Genomic DNA, 16,893 nt, shown 5'->3' on the forward strand with positions numbered 1-16,893 from the left:
AGGGTGACGAGGGTAGAGCCGCGGCGGGACTGTGATGGAACACCTGGCATTCGTCATGCGTCAATCCTGTTGACATAAGGGGACCGGGCCCCTTCACTGCCGGTACGCGGTCCCGACCGACAGGAGCCCCGGAATGCCCACCCGTGTCCCGCAGGAACGCAGACGCCGTCGCCCCACCCGCTCGGGCGTGCTGCTGTCGGAGGAGCTGATCGTGGAGACCGCGCTGCGGCTGATCGGCGAGCACGGCCCGGAGGCACTCAGCGTGCGCCGGCTCGGCACCGCCCTCGGCTGCGACCCCAGCGCCCTCTACCGCTACTTCGACGGCACCGACGACCTGGTGCTCGCCATCGCCGACCGCATCATCGGCGACGCCATGGCGGGCTTCGCCCCGGGGGACGACTGGGTGGCCGCGTTGCGCGAGATGGCCCTGCGGGTCCGCGCCGGCTACCTCGCCCACCCGCGCGCGGCCGCCTTCGCCTCGTACCGGGTCACCCGGCGCCCGAACGAGATCCGCGCCGTCGAGACCGGAATCGGACTGCTGCTCTCCGCGGGGTTCGGCCCGGCTGACGCGACCCGCCTGTACCTGACGTTCATCGACACCGTGCTCAGCCACGCGGCCATGGACGCGGCGCTCCAGGCACTGCCGCGGCGACAGCGAGAGGCCGACGAGCGGGCGTGGCTGGACGTGTACCAGGGGCTGGACCCGGCGTCGTACCCCGCCCTGACCAGCGTGCGGCAGGACCTGCGCACCGTGGGCGACAGTTCCTTCGAGGAAGCGGTCGACCTGCTCCTGGAGGCCCTGGCCGCCCGCGCCCCTACGGGGTGACCTCCGGGCCCGGCCTCGGCCTCCATCCCCTCTGACATGTTCGCGTTCACGCTGTTCCCGCCGCCCTGGTCCGAGCCCGTCGCGACAGTGGATGCCGGTCGGCCGGAATGCCGCGGGGCCGGCTCAGTCGCCGCCGGGGACGAGGACCAGGCCGCTCGCTCTGTGAAGGTGGTGAAGCACCCGCCGGTCGCGGTCGATCACCACGGCACTGCACGTGATGTGCGTCGGCATCGTCGTACGGCTCGTGGGGTCGCCCGCTGCGTCGAGAACTGCCGGCAGCGCTTCTATGACGGCGTTTTCGGCGGGGTGGTGCACCAGGTATGTCCGGACGAGAGCGCTGATGGCAGTTGGGGCGGGCGGCATGTCAGCACCTTTCAAGAGCCGGGGAACAGGATTCGGCGGGCTCGGCGTACGAGCCGGCGGCCGGGAGCACTCGGCTGCCGAGGCGCCGTCGTCCACAAGCCCCATGCCAACTGGGGCGCGGGACCCGTTGTGGGCGCGGGACGGGCGCCGGATTCGTAGGTCACGCGGTGCGGCTTCGCTCTCGAGCCCTGCTCCAGGAATCCGCCTTGCACGAACAGCCCGATGGCCGGGGTGGGTCCGCCTGTCGAGGGCAGGAGAGCCAACCCGCTGGTGTGGATCTTGAAGCCCTGGTCTTCTTCGCGCCAGGTCTGCCGCTTTCTGGGGAAACCGGGGCCGTTGGGATCAGCGCGGTACCCGGCTTGGCCCAGGATCTCTCGGGCGGCTGATCACCGAAGAGCCGCCGGGCCATCCACCAGTGCTCGACGTAGCCTCGACCAGGTCATCCGCCAGCGTCGGTGGCCGCCCTGCGAGTTGAGCGGCAGCCGTGAGCAGGACGAGCCGGTCGGGCTGCTGGTGTCCACCGGGGCAGTGTGCGGTGTCGCATCTCGGAGCGCGGCGTCTGCGCAGCCGTCGGCCCTCCCGTGGGGAGGACGGGAGGGACGGCGCGGCCCCGCCCAGGTGAAAGCACACGGGCGGGGCCAAGGGTCGGGACCTCCGTCGGTGGACTGGGAGGATCACCGCGGTCACAGCATTGCACCGGATTCGGCCACGCAACAGGGTCGTGACTGGAATCAGTGGCATGGCGGGTGGGGTACGGGTACCTCCCCCACCCCTGGGGGAGGGGAAGGAGCACGACGATGTCCGATGCCAACGTCCGAACCCCATGGAAGTCGAGGACCGGCTGGCCGCCGTAGCTGCTGCTGAGGGGCTGTCGCTGCGCGCGTATCTCGCTCGTCCCGCCGAGACGCTGCTGACTCCGGCCGAGCGTGCCGAGCGTGCCGCGAGGGCGGAGAAGGCCCCTGGCCGCGTTTGACGGAGTGGAACGGCTACGCGCCGACCGCTGCCGAGGAACAGGACCTGGACAGCGAGCCGGACCGGCGCCTGGCCCAGGTGACCAGCCGGTGAGCGACGCTGTGCACATCGTCCTGGACGACACCGCGATGGCCGCAGCCGACCAGGGCAACGTCCTCGCTTCCCGTCTGATCCACAGGCGTACTGCTCGCCACCGTGACGCCCTGCCGAAACCCGGTTGAACGGTGACCATCCCAGCGTCTAACTTCGGCGGTCAACGGCGTGTAGCTCAGCAGCAGAGCACCGGGCTCGGGACCCGGAGGGCGCAGGGGCGGAACCTGCCATGTCGGCTTATGAACGACAACGCTGAGCAGCAGCCCCTCACCGCGGCCCCGTCCTATGCGGCGGCCCAACTGGCCAAGGCCTTCACGACCGCGCTGACCCACGAGGACGCCGGCACCCGGCGCCGCGCCGAGGCACGCGGGCAGCGCTGGCGGGAGGTTCTCGCGGGCTTGGCCGCGGGACGGCTGACCGTCGGCTCACGTACCCCGGTCGCGGGGCTTCCGGCCTGGGTGACCCCCGAGGTGGTGCGGGGTGGCTTCGCCACCGGGACCGCGAGCGGGGGCGGTCCGCTCCAGCCGTACGAGACCGAGGCCGCGCGGAGTTTCGGCGTGCCCGCCGAGCGGCGCGCGCTCTTCGCGCACTGCCTCACCGCATCCGGACTCGCCTGGCTGTGGGCCCGGTTGGACAGCGGCCACTACGAGATCTGCGTACCGGAGGAGGCGGCGCTGCTCACCATGGCGTGGCTGGTGCGGCACGGGGAGACGGACGCGGCGCTGGACCTCGCGGCGGAACTGGAGCCGTTCGCCGACCGGCTGCGGTTCCTGCCACGCCCGGCGGACGGGCCCGCGCCGGACGCCACCGCGGCCGTCCACCGGCACACCGTCTCCGACGCGGTCGACACCCTGATACGGCGGCGGCCGAACGAGGCCGTCGAGACCCAGCGCGAGGCGCTCGCCGTCTGGCAGCCGTTCGGCGACGAACTGCTCGTTCACTGGCTGCGGACGGCGCGGGACGGCCGGGTCCTCGAACTCGCCCCGGACGCCGACTGGTTGGCGCGCGGCGAGGTCCTGCTCGGCCGCTACCGGCTGCTCGCCGCAGAGCACACCCGCTGTACCAAGCACCGCAGCCCCAAGGAGAACCTGGGCATTCTGCGCGGCGCGCTGGAGGAGCTCGTCGCCGGACGGCCGCTGGACGCGCGCCGGCTCGGTCTGCTGCGGCATGCGGTGGCGTCTATGGTTCGGCGGCGCGGTCTGCCCGGATCCGCCGGGCATACGGCCCTGCGCCGGAGCCAGGCCGAGCAGGCGGCGCGCCCCTCCCACCACGCCCTGGCCCAGCTGATGCTGCGCCGGCTCGCCGTACTCCCGCAGGAGACGGGCATCCGCGATGTCGCCCCGCTTCTTCGCGCGGTGACCGAGGAGGAGAGCCGGGAGACCGGGCTGCCCGCCGCGGCTGCCGTACCGCCCACGATCGGCCAGGTGGTCGAGTCCGCGCTGAGCGCACCGCTCGGCACACTCGTGGAGCGGGGCGTCGTCCCGTCCGCCGAGGTCCTGGCCGAGCTGGTACCTCAGCTGGTCGCCGCCACCACCGCGCAGGCGTACCGCGACGAGGCGCTGCGGTCGCTGATGGCCGCGAACTACCGGGCGTTCCGCGACCGCCGCTCCCTGCTGCTGCTCAACCTGGAACGGCAGGTGCGCGTCGAGGAGCTGCCCTGGGTACGGGCGGTGTCCGGGCAGCGGTCCGCGGTGCCGGGCACGTCGGACGGCGAAGGTGCGCTCACCGTGCTGCGGCAGCTGGGCGAGCTGGCTGTGCAGGCCTTCCCGGGCACCATCCTGCCCAATCCGTTGGTCCGTGAGCTCGGTGTCCTCGAGCGCGAGTGCGACCTGGGCGCACCGTTCGTGGAGGAGCTGGCCGCCGACATCTTCATGGGCACGTTCAGCCCGAAGTTCCTCACGGCGGCGCGGATCGCGGGCGAACTGCTCGGCGGCACGCTGTACGAGCGCTACTACGGCATCGACTACGCGGCGATCCGTAATCTGGCGATCGCCGAGGCCGGCACGGCCCTGATCCGTTCTCACGGCGCCCGTACCTCTCCCGGTTTCGCGCGGCTGTGCGCCGAACGGGCCGGGACGACGTCCGGGGCCTGGTCGGTCGCCGCGAACGGCACGGTGATCGAGCAGGCGCAGATCCTCACCACCCACAACCTGGCCACGCTGGTCCACCGGGTGGGCATCGTCCCGCGGCCCGGCCGGGCCGACCTGGCGCGCCGCTGTTTCGTGACCGTGTGCCGGCTGACCGCCCGTGTCCACCACCACTCGCGTCCCTTGGGCACGATCAAGGACGCTGCGTACGCGTGGCGCCAGATGGTGTTCCACCTGTCCCTGTGCCCGACGGAGGACCAGCGGCGGATCATCGCCGACCTGGACGAGGAGACGGCGCGCCACTCCGCCCAGGTCGCGACCCGGCTGGCCCCCGCCCTGGCAGGCCTGGCCCTGGTCGCCGAGGGCGGCACCTTCGGCGGGGACGGAACCACGGACGGCGGCCGCGCCCGGCGCTTCCTGGGATGGAGCACCGACGGGCACTGGATGCGCTGAAAGGGATCCGAACCAACCCGCTGCCGCCCGGCCGTCAACGAGGCAGGCAGCGGCGAGGGGCGCACCCGTGCCCCGCAAGGAGCGACGAGGGGGTGCAGGGGGCAGAGCGTGAGGCAGTGAGGGTGAGCCGGTGCTCGGCCGTCTGCATGGGGGCGTATCGAATTTCCCTCTGCCCAGGGAGGTGCTGCCCGTAGGCGACCCCATGGGGGAGGACGCGGCGGCCGGATGTCCCCGGCGGAAACCCCGACTACCTCGTCGAGAACGTGGCGGCGGGGCGATCCGGCTCACGGATGCGGAGGTGAGGCGGCTCGACGTGCTCGCGTGAAACACGGTCACCCGGTCCACGGTCACCCATCGTGTTCGAATTGACACGCGGAGGCATGCGTCGCGTACTGGACATAAAGGACTTTTCCCCCGGGGTTCGGTCGGTGGCGCATCCACCGTGTGCCGGCTCCCCCTCCCCTCTCTCCTGGAGCGGCAATGACCGTGCAGCAGCACGCGATGACCCAGACGGTTCTCGTGTACGAGGACGATCCCGGACCTCCTCTGCAGGAAAATGTGCCGGTGCGACACCCGGTTCCCCAGCTCGACACGCAGCCCTTTCCGACGGTCATCGCCGAGGCCGTGCCGCAGCCGGACAGTGCCGGGCCGGGCACGCCGGCCTTCCGCTACTGGGTGGCGGCCGACGCGCTGAGCACGGGTTGCCAGACCTGGGGTCCGCTGGTTCCCACGGGAACTCAGTGGGTCCCGTCGGTCGGACGCGTCCTGTCCGTGCATCTCGACGAGGGGGTCGACCTCAACGCCTTCTACGACCGGCGGAGCCTCAAGTTCTTCCACCAGAGGGTGGAAGGAGTGGACGTCTTCTCGGGCGGAAGCCCCGAGATCGTCCGGCACGAGTTGGGTCACGCGGTCCTCGACGCCCTGCGCCCCCAGCTGTGGAACGCGGCGATGCACGAGGCCGACGCCCTGCACGAGGCGTTCGGTGATATCAGCGCCCTGCTGACCGCACTCCAGATGGAGTCGCTGCGGACCGCCGTCCTGACCCATACGCAGGGCCGCATCGAGCAGTCCTCCCGCATGTCGCGGCTGGCCGAACAACTGGGCTGGGCGCTGGACAAGGTGGCACCGGGCGCGGCCGAACCCGACTGCCTGCGCAACATGTCCAACCGCTTCTTCTACCGTGACCCGGTGGAGCTGCCGCCGAGCGGACCCGCGAACATGCTCACCAGCGGGCCGCACTCGTTCTCCCGCGTCTTCAGCGGCGCGTTCCTGAAGATCGTCGCGGGGATCTTCCGCCAGCAGGACAGCCAGGACCAGGCGGCGCTGGCCGAGGCGGGCAGGATCGCCGGCCAGCTGCTGGTGGACGCCGTCGTGGCCGCGCCGGTGGTGGCGGGCTACTACGCGCAGGTCGCGGGCCACATGATCGCGGCGGACCAGCGTCGCCACAGCGGCAGGTACGGTACCTCCCTGCGCTCGGCGTTCACCCGCCACGGCATCCTCTCCCTGAACGCCGCCACGTCCCTCACCGCGCAGGAGATCGCACTTCAGGGCGCCGCCATGGCCGAGGCGACGCCGGGCGGCCGGGATGAGGACGGTCTGACGGCCGTCACGGTCCAGGGGGCCGGGTACGGCATCACCGGACCGCTCACCCTCTACGCCCCCGGGGAGTCCCGACGCTTCGGCGTCGCCGGCTCCGACCCCGCGGGCGGCTCGGTGCGGCCCGCCGACCCCGAACAGGTCGCCACGTCGTATCTGGAGGACCTCCTCCGGCGCGGCCGGGTCGAGATCCCCGCCGAGAACCGTTCCCACGTCGCGATCGTCGACGACAGCCCCCGCCTCAAGACCCACGAGATCGTCCGGAGCGAGACCGCCGACGGCCTCGCCCTGGTCCGGCGCTGCTTCGACTGAGCAGCCGCCGCCCGGGAAGTCAGCCGTAGCCGAGAAAGCGCAGACGGCGGACGGTGAGCCGTCCGTCGTCCTCGCGTTTGACGACGTGGGTCGTCCGGGACGTCGGTTCCTCGCCCTCGAACACCGCCTGGCCCCGTGCCAGCAGATCGCTGACGTACTTCTCGGTCGCCCGGCGCTCGGCCTCGTCGTTCTGCTCGTGGTCGTGCTCGTGCCCGCCTTCGCCCGAGGCTGGGTTCGTGTCATTGTCCGTGCCCATATGTGAACTTTATTCCGTCGGGTCCTACAGTCCGGCGAAGGTCAGAGCGGTCGCCGTGACCGACCTGGCGAAGGTGGCGGCGAAACCGGTGTCGTGGTCCTCGTCGAGGAGCGTGTCGCCCGGGGTGTGGTACTGCCGGGTGCCGGTCCCGGTCGCGCCGTCGGGGGTGGAGAAAAGGTCCTCGGAGACGGCGACGGCGGCCCATCCCCGCTCAAGGAAGCCGGCGTGGTCACTGCGTCCCACCGCCGGGTCGCCGGGGCTCGTCAGGTGCTGGACGGTCACCGTGGGATCGAAACCGGCGCGGGCTGTTCGGGTTCCCAGCCGCCGCTGGGCAGTTCGATCCAGCGCGAAGCCTTCCCGTCGCCGTCGGCCTCGACGGTCTTGAACGCGACATCCTTGGCGTCCGGCAGCTACCGGACCTTGATCGCGTGCGGCGTCGACCCCGGTCTCCTTGGCCGGGCCGCCGACGATGTAGCCGTCGTCGGTGGCCCTGAGCTTCCAGTCCTTGGGCGCCTCGGCGAGCGTCACGGCACGGGGAGCGATGCCCTCGGGCGGCGCGACGCGCAGTTCGGTCAAGCCTGCCGCGTCGGACTCGGCCTCGGAGCGACGGTGAGGCTGACGTTCTCCGCGAGGGCCTGGGGCTCGTCGGCCTGGACTCCGGGTGCGCGGCTGCCGACGCGGCCGGCCCGAGCACGGCCGTCAACGCGGCGGCACCGACGAGCCCGGCCCGACGGCCGGCATACGGGTGGATGAACATGGACACAGGGGGAGTTCCTCGCCGGTGGATGAAGGGCCGGACCCGCGACTGACGGGACCGGTGAAGGACCGACGGTGCTCCCGGCGCGGTGGTCCCCCTGCGCACCACCGCGTGGTGCAGTGCCTCCCTCCAGACATGTCCCTTCGACGGCGTGAGAGCCGTCGAAGGGACAGCTGGGGTGCATGGCCCGTGGACCGCCCGGTCGCGCGACCGCCCGATCCCTGGACGTCAGCCCGCCGTGCCGCTCAGGAGGGCGTCGAGTTCGGCGGTCGCGTCGGCGCCGCCGTCCTCGAAGACGACCTTGTTCAGCAGTGCGGGCAGCCGGCCGGCCGGCAGGTCCAGGAAGGGCCCCAGCCGCCGGGCCAGTTGCGCGGAGTCGTCCCCCAGACCGTGCCGGGCCAGGACGGCTGCCGTGCGCCCCCAGAGGCCGGGCTCGTCCATCAGGTCCCGCACGGTGACCACCTCGGGCGGCGCCGGGGCGAGGCAGGGATCGTCGACGGTCCACGCGTGCGTGCCGTGCGCCACGGTCACCGGAGGTGCCCCGGGACCCGGAAGGTGGACGGTGGCCCGTGTTCCCGCGGGCACGACCACCTCCAGGTCGAAGCGGCCGTCCTCGCGCCGCCAGCACACCGACACCTCGCCGTACGGAGTCAGATGCCGGGCCGCGGCGTGGGTCAGGGACCGGTCCGGCAGCGGGCGTACGAGGATCTCGCGGTAACCGGGCGCGGCCGGGGCCAGTCCCGCCACGGTGCGGTGCATCCAGTCGGCGACGGCCCCGAGGGCGTAGTGGTTGAAGGAGGTCATCCGGCCGGGGTTGACCGTGCCGTCGGGCAGCATGCTGTCCCAGCGTTCCCAGACCGTGGTGGCACCCATCGTCACGGGATACAGCCAGGAGGGGCAGCCCTTCTCCAGCAGCAGCCGGTGGGCGAGGTCCGGGTGGCCGGCGGAGGTGAGGGCGTCGGTCATCAGCGGGGTGCCGACGAAGCCGGTGGCGATGCGGAAGCCGTTCGTGCGGACGAGGTCGGCGAGCCGGTGTCCGGCGGCCTCGCGCCGGCGCGCGGTGGGCAGCAGATCCCACTGCAGGGCCATGGCGTACGCCGTCGGGGAGTCGCCCAGCACGCGCCCGGCCGGGGTGACGAACGCGCGGGCGAACGCCGCACGGGTCCGGTCGGCGAGTCCGGAGTACCGGGCGGCCTCCTCGGCGTGGCCCAGTACCTCCGCGGTGCGGGCCACGACGTCGGCGCACCGGACCAGACAGGCGGTGGCGACGACATCGGGCGGTGTACGGGCGGCGAACGGGTCCTCGGGCGGGGCGGCCGGGTCGAGCCAGTCGCCGAACTGGAAGCCGCCCGCCCACACCCCGTCGGTGGTGAGCGAGGCGATCTTGTCGACCCAGCCTCGGGCGCTGGTGAACTGCCGCCGGAGGACGCCGGCATCGCCGTAGCGCTCGTACAGCACCCAGGGCACCACGGGCGCCGCGTCGCCCCAGGCCGCCGCCGTCGGGGCCTCGGTGTCCAGGACGTCGGGGACCACCCAGGGCACCGCGCCGTCGGTGTGCTGGTCGGCGGCGAGGTCGGCGAGCCAGGAGGACAGGAAGCCGGCCGAGTCGAAGAGGAAGGAGGCGGTGGGGGAGAAGACCTGGATGTCGCCGGTCCAGCCGAGCCGCTCGTCACGCTGCGGGCAGTCCGTGGGGATGTCCAGGAAGTTGCCTCGTGTGCCCCGGACGACGTTCTCGTGGAACTGCTCCAGGTCCGGGTCGGAGCAGGAGAACCAGCCCGTGCGGCGCAGGTCGCTGCCCACCACCACGGCGTGCAGGTCCTCGCCGGCCAGGTCCGGTACGCCGGTGATCTCGGCGTACCGGAAACCGTGGAACGTGAGCGAGGGTTCGAGGACGGTCTCCTCGGCGTCGGCCAGGAGGTAGGTGTCGACGGAGTCGGCCGTCCGCAGCGGCCTGGTGCACAGCTCCCCGTTCTCCAGGACCTCGGCGTGCCGGACGACGACCTCCGCGCCGGCGGTGGCGTCACGCACGTGCAGCCGGACCCGGCCGACGATGTTCTGCCCGAAGTCGACGAGCGTACGGCCGGACGGCGACTGCCAGACCCGCAGGGCCGGCAGCACCTCGGTGACACGGACGGGCGGACCCTCCGGGGCCACGAGCCGGGCGAGGTCCGCCTCCTCGTCGGACAGCACGTCCACCGGGCCGTCGGCGGCGCCCGGTGTGAACCGCAGGTCGGTGCGCTGGCCCTTGTAGAGGTCGTCCGTGACGATGCCGGTGTCCCGGGCCCGCCACTCCTCGTCGGAGCCGAAGACCTCCACCGATCCGTCGGTGTAGCGGACCTCGAGCTGCGCGAGCAGGGCCAGCCGGTCGCCGTACCGGGCGCGGGCGCCCCACCAGCCGAGGTGTCCGCGGTACCAGCCGTTGCCGAGCACGACCGAGAGAGTGTTCTCGCCCTCGCGCAGCAGTGCGGTGACGTCGTGCGTCTGGTAGCGCAGCCGGTGGTGGTAGCTGGTCCAGCCGGGGGCGAGCACCTCGTCGCCGACCCGGCTGCCGTTGAGGGACGCGGTGTAGACCCCGTGGGCGGTGGCGTAGAGGCGGGCGGAGGCCACGTCCGTCCGCAGCACGACCGTCCGGACGAGCTCCGGAGCCGGCGCGTCCAGGGCGCCGTGGTGGCGGGGGGTGATGAAGCGGGCGGTCCAGTCGTCGGGGCGCAGCAGTCCCGTCTCCACGGTGGCGGGCGCGCTCCAGTCGCTCCAGCGCGCCGCGGAGGCCACCCGGATCCGGACGCTCGCCCGGCCGCGCGAGGCCAGGGGCGCGAAGGGCCAGGGCACCAGCACCTGTTCGGCCGACTCGACCCGTGCCGTCGTACCGCCGTCCAGCTCCACCTCGTACGCCGTCTGCCGCCAGGCGGGGTCGTCGGTGCGGACCTGCCAGGACAGGCGGGGTTCGGGGGTGCCGACGCCGAGCGCGTCCTCGCGGTGCTCGAAACGGATCGACACCACTGCGGTGCCGGGTTCCGGACGCTCAAGACTCATGCCGGCTCCTTGCTCGTGTGGAACGTTCCACGCTTGAAACGAGTCAACCGTGAGGTGAAGACGCCCGGCGCGTCAAGAGGGGGCGCGGGGGATCCCGCGGCTCCGATCGCCCGACGGCCACCGTCCGCTCGGTCGTGCGAGGACCGGGGGCCGAGCGTCGGGGCCCGGGTCAGGTGCGGGGCGGTGCCGTACTGCCGCGCGTCACCAGGTGTGGTGTCGACGCCATGACCAGGGAGCGCTCACGCCGCTTCTCGATCCGCTCCAGCAGCAGCCGGGCGGCCGTCTCGCCCATCACGGCGCCCGCCTGGTCGACGCTGGTCAGGCTCACCGGCGCGAGTGCGGCGACCGAGGTGTTGTTGTATCCGGCGAGCGAGAGGTCGTCGGGGATGCGCAGGCCGAGCTCGGAGGCGGCACGGAAGACGCCGGTCGCCGCCACGTCCGCGCCGGCGAAGATCGCGGTGGGCGGGCGCGTGGAGGTGAGCAGTTCCATGGCGCCGCGGTACCCGCCCTCGTCCGAGTACCCGGACCGCACCACCCGGGCCAGGTCCGCCAGGCCGTGCCGGGTCATCGCCGCCCGGTAGGCGGCCCGGACGTGGTGCTCGGGCCGCTGCTCCCACTCTGTGCCGCGCGCCGTCGGATGCGATACATGGGCTATGTCGCGGTGCCCGAGGGCGACCAGGTGGTCGACGACGAGATCGGCGCCGGCGCCGTCCTGGTTGACCACGCAGTCGTACGCCGGGGAGGGGTCGTGATGGCCGATCACCACGGTCGGCACCTCGGTCGCGACGCGCACCACCTCCGTGCGGGGCACGGCCGGCGCGATCAGGACCAGGCCGTCCATCTGCCGGTCCACCATGGCGTGGATCAGCTTGGTCTGGTCCTCCATCTCGGAGGAGCCGCTGGAGCCGAGGAACAGCGCGTACTCGGTGTTCCGCAGGGCCGCGTTCATCCCGTCCAGGAGGTCGGCGTAGAAGGCGTTGCGGATGCTCGCGAGAAGGACGCCGAGCGTGTACGTACGGCCCCTCATGCCCCGGGCGGCGGCGTGCGGGCGGTAGCCCAGCTCGGCCATGGCCGTCCGTACCCGGTCGTGCATCGCCGGGCTCACCCCGTAGGCGTTGTTCAGGACCTTCGACACCGCCGAGGTGGACACGCCGGCGACGCGCGCGACATCGGCGATCGTGACTCTCTTCGAGCCGCCCGCTGGTTGCACTGGGGGTCCCCACCTCCGTCGTCATGACCGCTCCGCCCTGTCCGGCGTTTCGGGAACGTTACTCGCAGATGGCTTGACGGCTCCGGCCTCTTCGCCTCAACCTTTGGGTCGTCCCGTTGTGGCACGTTACACGAAGGCGGATCGCGTCGGCTGCGCCGCGGCCGGGCCGCCCGGAGTCCCAGGGGCAGTCGACCGTGACCGGGGTGTCGACCGTGGATTCACCTCACGAATTGAATCGTTTCATCCCTGCCGAACTAAGGAACGTCATGAGGTCAAGCACCCTCGCCAAGAGAAGAGCGGCCCTGGCCGCGGCCGCCGTTCTGCCGCTTCTGCTCAGCGCGTGCAGCGCCGGCTCTCTCGGCTCGTCCGGCGGGGACGGCGGCGCCACGACGATCAAGCTGCTCGTCGACAACGCGCCCGACAACCTTCAGGCAGCCAAGGAGCTGGCGAAGGACTTCGAGGCCGAGAACCCGAAGATCAGGGTCAGCGTGGAGACACGCCCCGGCGGAGCCGACGGCGACAACCTCATCAAGACGCGGCTGCAGACGGGCAGCATGAGTGACGTCTTCGTCTACAACGTGGGTTCGCTGTTCCAGCAGATCGACCCGGCGAAGAACCTCACGCCGCTCACCCGGGACGCGTACGTCGAGAACCTCGACCGGTCGTTCGTCAGCCAGGTCACCGCCGGCAGCCAGACGTACGGCGTCCCGCTGGGCTCGGCACTCGGCGGCGGCGTCCTCTACAACAAGAAGGTCTACGCCGACCTCGGCCTGAAGGTGCCCAGGACCTGGGCGGACTTCATCGCCAACAGCAAGAAGATCAAGGCCGCCGGGATCGCCCCGGTCATCCAGACCTACCAGGACACCTGGACCTCCCAACTCCTCGTCCTGGGCGACTTCCACAACGTGGCCGCCGCGGAACCGGACTTCACCAAGAACTACACCGAGAACAAGGCGAAGTTCGCCGCGGACCCGAACGCGATCAAGGGCTTCCAGCACCTCCAGCAGATCCACGACCTGAAGCTGCAGAACTCCGACTTCGCCTCGGCCACCCTCGTCAAGGGCCTGCAGATGCTGGCCACCGGCAAGGGCGCCCAGTACCCGATGCTCTCCACCGTCATCAGCGGGATCAAGGCGAGCAACCCCGACCAGCTCAACGACATCGGGTTCTTCGCCCTGCCCGGCGACGACGCCGCCGACAACGGCCTGACGGCGTGGTTCCCGAACGCCCTGTACGTCCCCAAGACCACCACGGGAGACAAGCTCGCCGCGGTCAAGAAGCTCCTCGCGTTCGCGGCGAGCCCGGCCGGCTGCGCCGCCCAGGCCAGGGCCTCCACGCCGACCGGGCCGTACCTGGTCAAGGGCTGCACCCTGCCGGCGGACGTCCCGACGATCACCAAGGACGTCGCCGCCTACTTCACGGACGGCTCCCAGAGCCCGGCGCTGGAGTTCCTCTCCCCGGTGAAGGGCCCGAGCCTCGACCAGATCGCCGTCCAGGTCGGCTCCGGCATCACGAACGCGAAGACGGGTGCCGCCCAGTACGACAAGGACGTCCGGAAGCAGGCTCAGCAGCTCGGCCTGCCGGGCTGGTAGAGAGGCCGACCGATGACCACAGTTGTACCGACCGGGCCGTCGACGGCCGAGCGGCCCGAGGCGAAGACCAGGACCGAGCCGCCTCGGTCCGCGCGGACGCACAGCGCCTATCCCACCTGGTTCTACCTGCCGGCGGCGGTGATCTACGGGGCCCTGTTCCTCGTCCCGACCTTCGCGTCGTTCTACTTCAGCCTCACCCGGTGGACCATCTTCAAGTCGACCTTCATCGGGCTGGACAACTTCACCGAGTTCTTCCAGGAACCCGCCCTGGTCAAGGGGTTCGTCAACACCTTCCTCTACGCGGTCGTCACCTCGGGCCTCAAGGTGGTCCTCGGCCTCCTCCTGGGAATCCTGCTGACCAGCCAGATCCGCGCCCGCGGCTATCTGCGCTCGGTGGTGTTCTTCCCGGTGCTGGTCAGCACCGTGGGCGTCGGCATCACCTTCACCGCCTTCATGGACCCGTCCACCGGTGCGATCAACAAGACGCTCGCGGCGCTCGGCGTCGACGGTCCGGGCTGGTTGACGGACCCCTCACTGGCGTTGTTCTCGGTGGCCCTCGTCGACGTCTGGAAGGGCGTCGGCCTGGCCACCGTCATCTACATCGCCGGCATCGTCTCCATCCCGCAGGACTACTACGAGGCGGCGCGGATCGACGGGGCGGGTCCGTGGCAGCTGTTCCGCAACGTCATCCTGCCGCTGAGCCGGCCGGCCACCTCGACCGTCATCATCCTGTCGCTCATCGGCGGCCTGCGGTCCTTCGACCTCATCTGGGCCATGACCCGCGGCGGCCCCGGCTTCAGCTCCGACGTGGTCGCCTCCGTGATCTACAAGCAGTACCAGGCGGGCTTCTACGGCCTGTCGACCGCCGGCAACGTCATCCTCTTCCTCGTCGTGACGGCGATCATCGTCCCGCTGTCCCGCTTCCTGGCCCGCAAGGAGGTGGAGCGATGAACAAGCCCGCCCGTACGGGGCTCGCCGTTGCGTCGGTCGCCGTCAGCCTCGTCGTCTTCGTCGTCCCGTTCGCGTTCATCGTGCTCACGGCCGTGAAGGACCCGCAGCAGGCCGCGCTGCTCGACTTCTCCTGGCCGCGCGACTTCCGACTCGTGGACAACCTCGTCCAGGTGGTCCAGGCGCGGGACTACATCCTCGTCATCGCCTTCATCAACAGCGTGATCCTGACCGTCGCCAGTGTGGCCGCGATGGTCGTCCTCGGGGCGATGGTCGCGTTCGTGCTGCAGCGGCGGATCACCCGCTGGACGGGACTGATCAACTTCCTGGTCCTGTCCGGGCTGATCATCCCGCCGGCGGTGGTGCCGACCATCTGGGTCCTGCAGAAGGCGGGTCTGTTCGGCACGCTCCCCGGGCTGATCCTCGTGGAGATCGCGTTCGGCCTGTCCTTCTCCATCCTGCTCTTCCGCGCCTTCATCGCCACCATCCCGCGCGAACTCGACGAGGCCGCCATCATCGACGGGGCGTCCCCGCTGCGGCTGTTCTTCCGGGTCATCCTCCCGGTACTGCGGTCGGTGATCGTGACGGTGATCGTCGTGCAGTCGGTGGCCGTCTTCAACGACTTCACCAACCCGCTGTACTTCCTGCCAGGCGAACAGAACGCCACCGTCCAGCTGACGCTGTTCAACTTCCAGAGCCAGTACAGCACCAGCTACAACCTGCTCTTCATGGACATCCTGCTCATCACGATCCCGCCGCTGGTCATGTTCCTGTTCTTCAACCGGCAGATCGTGTCGGGCATGACGGCCGGAGCGGTCAAGGGCTGACGAGGCGCCACCGCACGCCGGGCCCCGCAGGGGACAGCGCTCGCCCCGCCTCATCCACAGCGACACAAGCGACACAAGCGACACAAAGGAGTCTCGCATGCGCGTCCACAACCACCCGGGGCCGCGCCCCGGCGCAGGCGCACGACGCGGCCGGCCCGCACTCGCGGCGGCCCTGGTGGCCTTCCTGACCGTCCTCGGCCTGGTCACCGCCTCTCCCGCGCGGGCGCTCAGCGGTGACCTCCGCATGCACGACCCGAGTGTCATCAAGGTGGGCAGCTGCTACTACGGCTTCTCCACCGGGTTCGAGAACGACCCGCTCAACCCCAGCGGGGCCATCACCCTCCGCAAGACGTGCGGCGGCACCGCGGCATCCGGATGGACGAAGGTGGGGAACGTCTGGGGCGCGACGCCGGCCTGGATCACCGAGAAGCTCGGCTCGACGCCACCGAACATCTGGGCCCCGGACATCAAGTACTTCAACGGCAAGTACCACCTGTACTACGCCGGTTCCCGCTGGGGCACCAACTACGCCGTGATGGGCCTGGCCACCGCCACGAACATCGAGGGCCCCTGGACCGACCAGGGCATGGTCACCGACGTCAACTACCCCATCGACCCCAACGTCGACTGGGGCCCGGACGGCCGGCTGTACGTCTCCTGGGGCTCCTGGACCGGCTCCGGCACCTATATGCACGTCCTGGACCAGTCCACGGGCAAGCTGTCCACCACCGACCACAACCTCTGGCGCATCGCCGTCGACATCGAGAACCCGACGATCATCCTCAACGGCGGCTACTACTACCTCTTCGGCTCCAAGGGCCTGTGCTGCAGCGGGACCAACAGCACCTACTACACCGTGGTCGGCCGCTCCACCAGCATCACGGGACCGTACCTCGACCAGAACGGCACCGACATGGCCTCCGGCGGCGGCACCACCGTCCTCACCGGTGCCTACCCCAGGGTGGCCGCCGGTGGCGCCGACGCCTACGACGACGGCACGTCCAAGTTCCTCGCCTACCACTACTACGACGGCGACAACTCCGGGCGGGAGACCCTCGACATCCGCCAGGTGACCTTCGCGGGCGGCTGGCCCGTCATCGCGAGTCCGCTCGGAGCCGCGAACAACCACCTGCTGAACCGCAACAGCGCCAAGTGCGCGGACGTCTGGTCCCTGAGCACGGCCGACGGCGCGCCGGTGAACTCCGGCAACTGCAACTCCGGCGCCAACCAGCAGTGGGTGCCCACCGCCGTCGGCTCCCACCACCGACTGGTCAACGTCAACAGCGGCAAGTGCCTGCAGATCTCCGGCGCCTCCACCACCGACGGCGCGGTGGCCGTCCAGTCGACGTGCACCGGGGCCTCGCACCAACTGTGGACGAGGACCGCGGTGATCGGCGGCTACGTCACCTTCACCAACGTCAACAGCGGCAAGTGCCTCCAGGTCGCCGGAGCGTCGACCGCCAACGGCGCGGCCCTGGCCCAGGCGACCTGCACCACCGGCGCGAACCAGCAGTGGATGGTCGTCTGACCCGCGCCGAGCCACCCCGTCCGACGACCGCCCCCTCGAA

13 protein-coding genes, 1 tRNA gene and 1 pseudogene are annotated in these 16,893 nt (G+C 71.0%); 10 read left to right on the forward strand and 5 right to left on the reverse strand.

The features are described from left to right. Nucleotides 1–133: 133 nt before the first annotated feature. Nucleotides 134–826 (forward strand): TetR/AcrR family transcriptional regulator, encoded by a 693-nt coding sequence (locus OG272_RS45050; protein WP_405895911.1) that lies wholly within the window; start codon nucleotides 134–136, stop codon nucleotides 824–826. A gap of 123 nt (nucleotides 827–949) precedes the next feature. On the opposite strand, the gene OG272_RS45055 is transcribed toward OG272_RS45050, so the two are convergent. Then, entirely contained in the window at nucleotides 950–1,189 is a 240-nt protein-coding gene (locus OG272_RS45055; RefSeq protein ID WP_327726354.1) for a hypothetical protein, read from the reverse strand. A 797-nt stretch (nucleotides 1,190–1,986) separates the two neighbouring features. Here OG272_RS45055 and OG272_RS45060 point away from each other — a divergent pair. The 5 genes and pseudogenes from OG272_RS45060 to OG272_RS45080 all read left to right on the forward strand — a co-directional run bounded on the left by OG272_RS45060 (nucleotide 1,987) and on the right by OG272_RS45080 (nucleotide 6,702). After that, nucleotides 1,987–2,254: pseudogene (locus tag OG272_RS45060) on the forward strand (hypothetical protein). Next, entirely contained in the window at nucleotides 2,251–2,382 is a 132-nt protein-coding gene (locus OG272_RS45065; RefSeq protein WP_327732389.1) for a hypothetical protein, read from the forward strand. The pseudogene OG272_RS45060 and the gene OG272_RS45065 overlap by 4 nt, the downstream one beginning before the upstream one ends. 36 nt (nucleotides 2,383–2,418) lie before the next feature. Beyond that, nucleotides 2,419–2,490 (forward strand) — tRNA-Pro (locus OG272_RS45070). 3 nt (nucleotides 2,491–2,493) lie between these two features. Then, nucleotides 2,494–4,794 carry a hypothetical protein gene (locus tag OG272_RS45075; protein WP_405895912.1) on the forward strand — a complete coding sequence of 767 codons (2,301 nt, stop codon included), beginning with the start codon at nucleotides 2,494–2,496 and terminating at the stop codon, nucleotides 4,792–4,794. Nucleotides 4,795–5,274: 480 nt separating this feature from the next. Next, nucleotides 5,275–6,702 (forward strand): hypothetical protein, encoded by a 1,428-nt coding sequence (locus OG272_RS45080; protein WP_326573862.1) that lies wholly within the window; start codon nucleotides 5,275–5,277, stop codon nucleotides 6,700–6,702. 19 nt (nucleotides 6,703–6,721) lie between these two features. Here the strand turns inward: OG272_RS45080 and OG272_RS45085 are convergent, their stop codons facing one another. The 4 genes from OG272_RS45085 to OG272_RS45100 form a co-directional block, all read right to left on the reverse strand. Beyond that, nucleotides 6,722–6,958: a hypothetical protein gene (locus tag OG272_RS45085; RefSeq protein ID WP_327726352.1), complete on the reverse strand. Its 237-nt coding sequence runs from the start codon at nucleotides 6,956–6,958 to the stop codon at nucleotides 6,722–6,724. 278 nt (nucleotides 6,959–7,236) lie between these two features. Further along, complete coding sequence (locus OG272_RS45090) at nucleotides 7,237–7,368, reverse strand: hypothetical protein (protein ID WP_405896140.1); 132 nt, start codon at nucleotides 7,366–7,368, stop codon at nucleotides 7,237–7,239. Nucleotides 7,369–7,943: 575 nt separating this feature from the next. Then, on the reverse strand, nucleotides 7,944–10,748 hold the full coding sequence (locus OG272_RS45095; RefSeq protein WP_327726350.1) for a glycoside hydrolase family 78 protein: 2,805 nt from the start codon (nucleotides 10,746–10,748) through the stop codon (nucleotides 7,944–7,946). A gap of 169 nt (nucleotides 10,749–10,917) precedes the next feature. Next, nucleotides 10,918–11,958: a LacI family DNA-binding transcriptional regulator gene (locus tag OG272_RS45100; protein ID WP_327726349.1), complete on the reverse strand. Its 1,041-nt coding sequence runs from the start codon at nucleotides 11,956–11,958 to the stop codon at nucleotides 10,918–10,920. A gap of 266 nt (nucleotides 11,959–12,224) precedes the next feature. Between OG272_RS45100 and OG272_RS45105 the strand changes: the two genes are divergently transcribed. From OG272_RS45105 to OG272_RS45120, 4 genes are all read left to right on the forward strand, one after another. After that, nucleotides 12,225–13,550 carry an extracellular solute-binding protein gene (locus OG272_RS45105; protein ID WP_326573853.1) on the forward strand — a complete coding sequence of 442 codons (1,326 nt, stop codon included), beginning with the start codon at nucleotides 12,225–12,227 and terminating at the stop codon, nucleotides 13,548–13,550. 12 nt (nucleotides 13,551–13,562) lie between these two features. Next, a complete protein-coding gene (locus OG272_RS45110) occupies nucleotides 13,563–14,501 on the forward strand; it encodes a sugar ABC transporter permease (RefSeq protein WP_327726348.1) in 939 nt (312 codons plus the stop codon). Further along, nucleotides 14,498–15,325 (forward strand): carbohydrate ABC transporter permease, encoded by an 828-nt coding sequence (locus OG272_RS45115; RefSeq protein ID WP_326573849.1) that lies wholly within the window; start codon nucleotides 14,498–14,500, stop codon nucleotides 15,323–15,325. The genes OG272_RS45110 and OG272_RS45115 overlap by 4 nt, the downstream gene beginning before the upstream one ends. A 97-nt stretch (nucleotides 15,326–15,422) precedes the next feature. Further along, complete coding sequence (locus OG272_RS45120; RefSeq protein ID WP_328224593.1) at nucleotides 15,423–16,853, forward strand: family 43 glycosylhydrolase; 1,431 nt, start codon at nucleotides 15,423–15,425, stop codon at nucleotides 16,851–16,853. The last annotated feature ends 40 nt before the right edge of the window (nucleotides 16,854–16,893 follow it).

Source organism: Streptomyces sp. NBC_00104 (assembly GCF_045160825.1).
Lineage (GTDB): Bacteria > Actinomycetota > Actinomycetes > Streptomycetales > Streptomycetaceae > Streptomyces.

Excerpts from the sequence above, each read along its gene's own strand:
- OG272_RS45080 (WP_326573862.1), top strand. The coding sequence starts at position 5,275 with ATGACCGTGCAGCAGCACGCGATGACCCAGACGGTTCTCGTGTACGAG.
- OG272_RS45105 (WP_326573853.1), top strand. The coding sequence starts at position 12,225 with ATGAGGTCAAGCACCCTCGCCAAGAGAAGAGCGGCCCTGGCCGCGGCC.
- OG272_RS45085 (WP_327726352.1), bottom strand. The coding sequence starts at position 6,958 with ATGGGCACGGACAATGACACGAACCCAGCCTCGGGCGAAGGCGGGCAC.
- OG272_RS45055 (WP_327726354.1), bottom strand. The coding sequence starts at position 1,189 with ATGCCGCCCGCCCCAACTGCCATCAGCGCTCTCGTCCGGACATACCTG.
- OG272_RS45115 (WP_326573849.1), top strand. The coding sequence starts at position 14,498 with ATGAACAAGCCCGCCCGTACGGGGCTCGCCGTTGCGTCGGTCGCCGTC.
- OG272_RS45120 (WP_328224593.1), top strand. The coding sequence starts at position 15,423 with ATGCGCGTCCACAACCACCCGGGGCCGCGCCCCGGCGCAGGCGCACGA.
- OG272_RS45095 (WP_327726350.1), bottom strand. The coding sequence starts at position 10,748 with ATGAGTCTTGAGCGTCCGGAACCCGGCACCGCAGTGGTGTCGATCCGT.
- OG272_RS45110 (WP_327726348.1), top strand. The coding sequence starts at position 13,563 with ATGACCACAGTTGTACCGACCGGGCCGTCGACGGCCGAGCGGCCCGAG.
- OG272_RS45075 (WP_405895912.1), top strand. The coding sequence starts at position 2,494 with ATGAACGACAACGCTGAGCAGCAGCCCCTCACCGCGGCCCCGTCCTAT.
- OG272_RS45050 (WP_405895911.1), top strand. The coding sequence starts at position 134 with ATGCCCACCCGTGTCCCGCAGGAACGCAGACGCCGTCGCCCCACCCGC.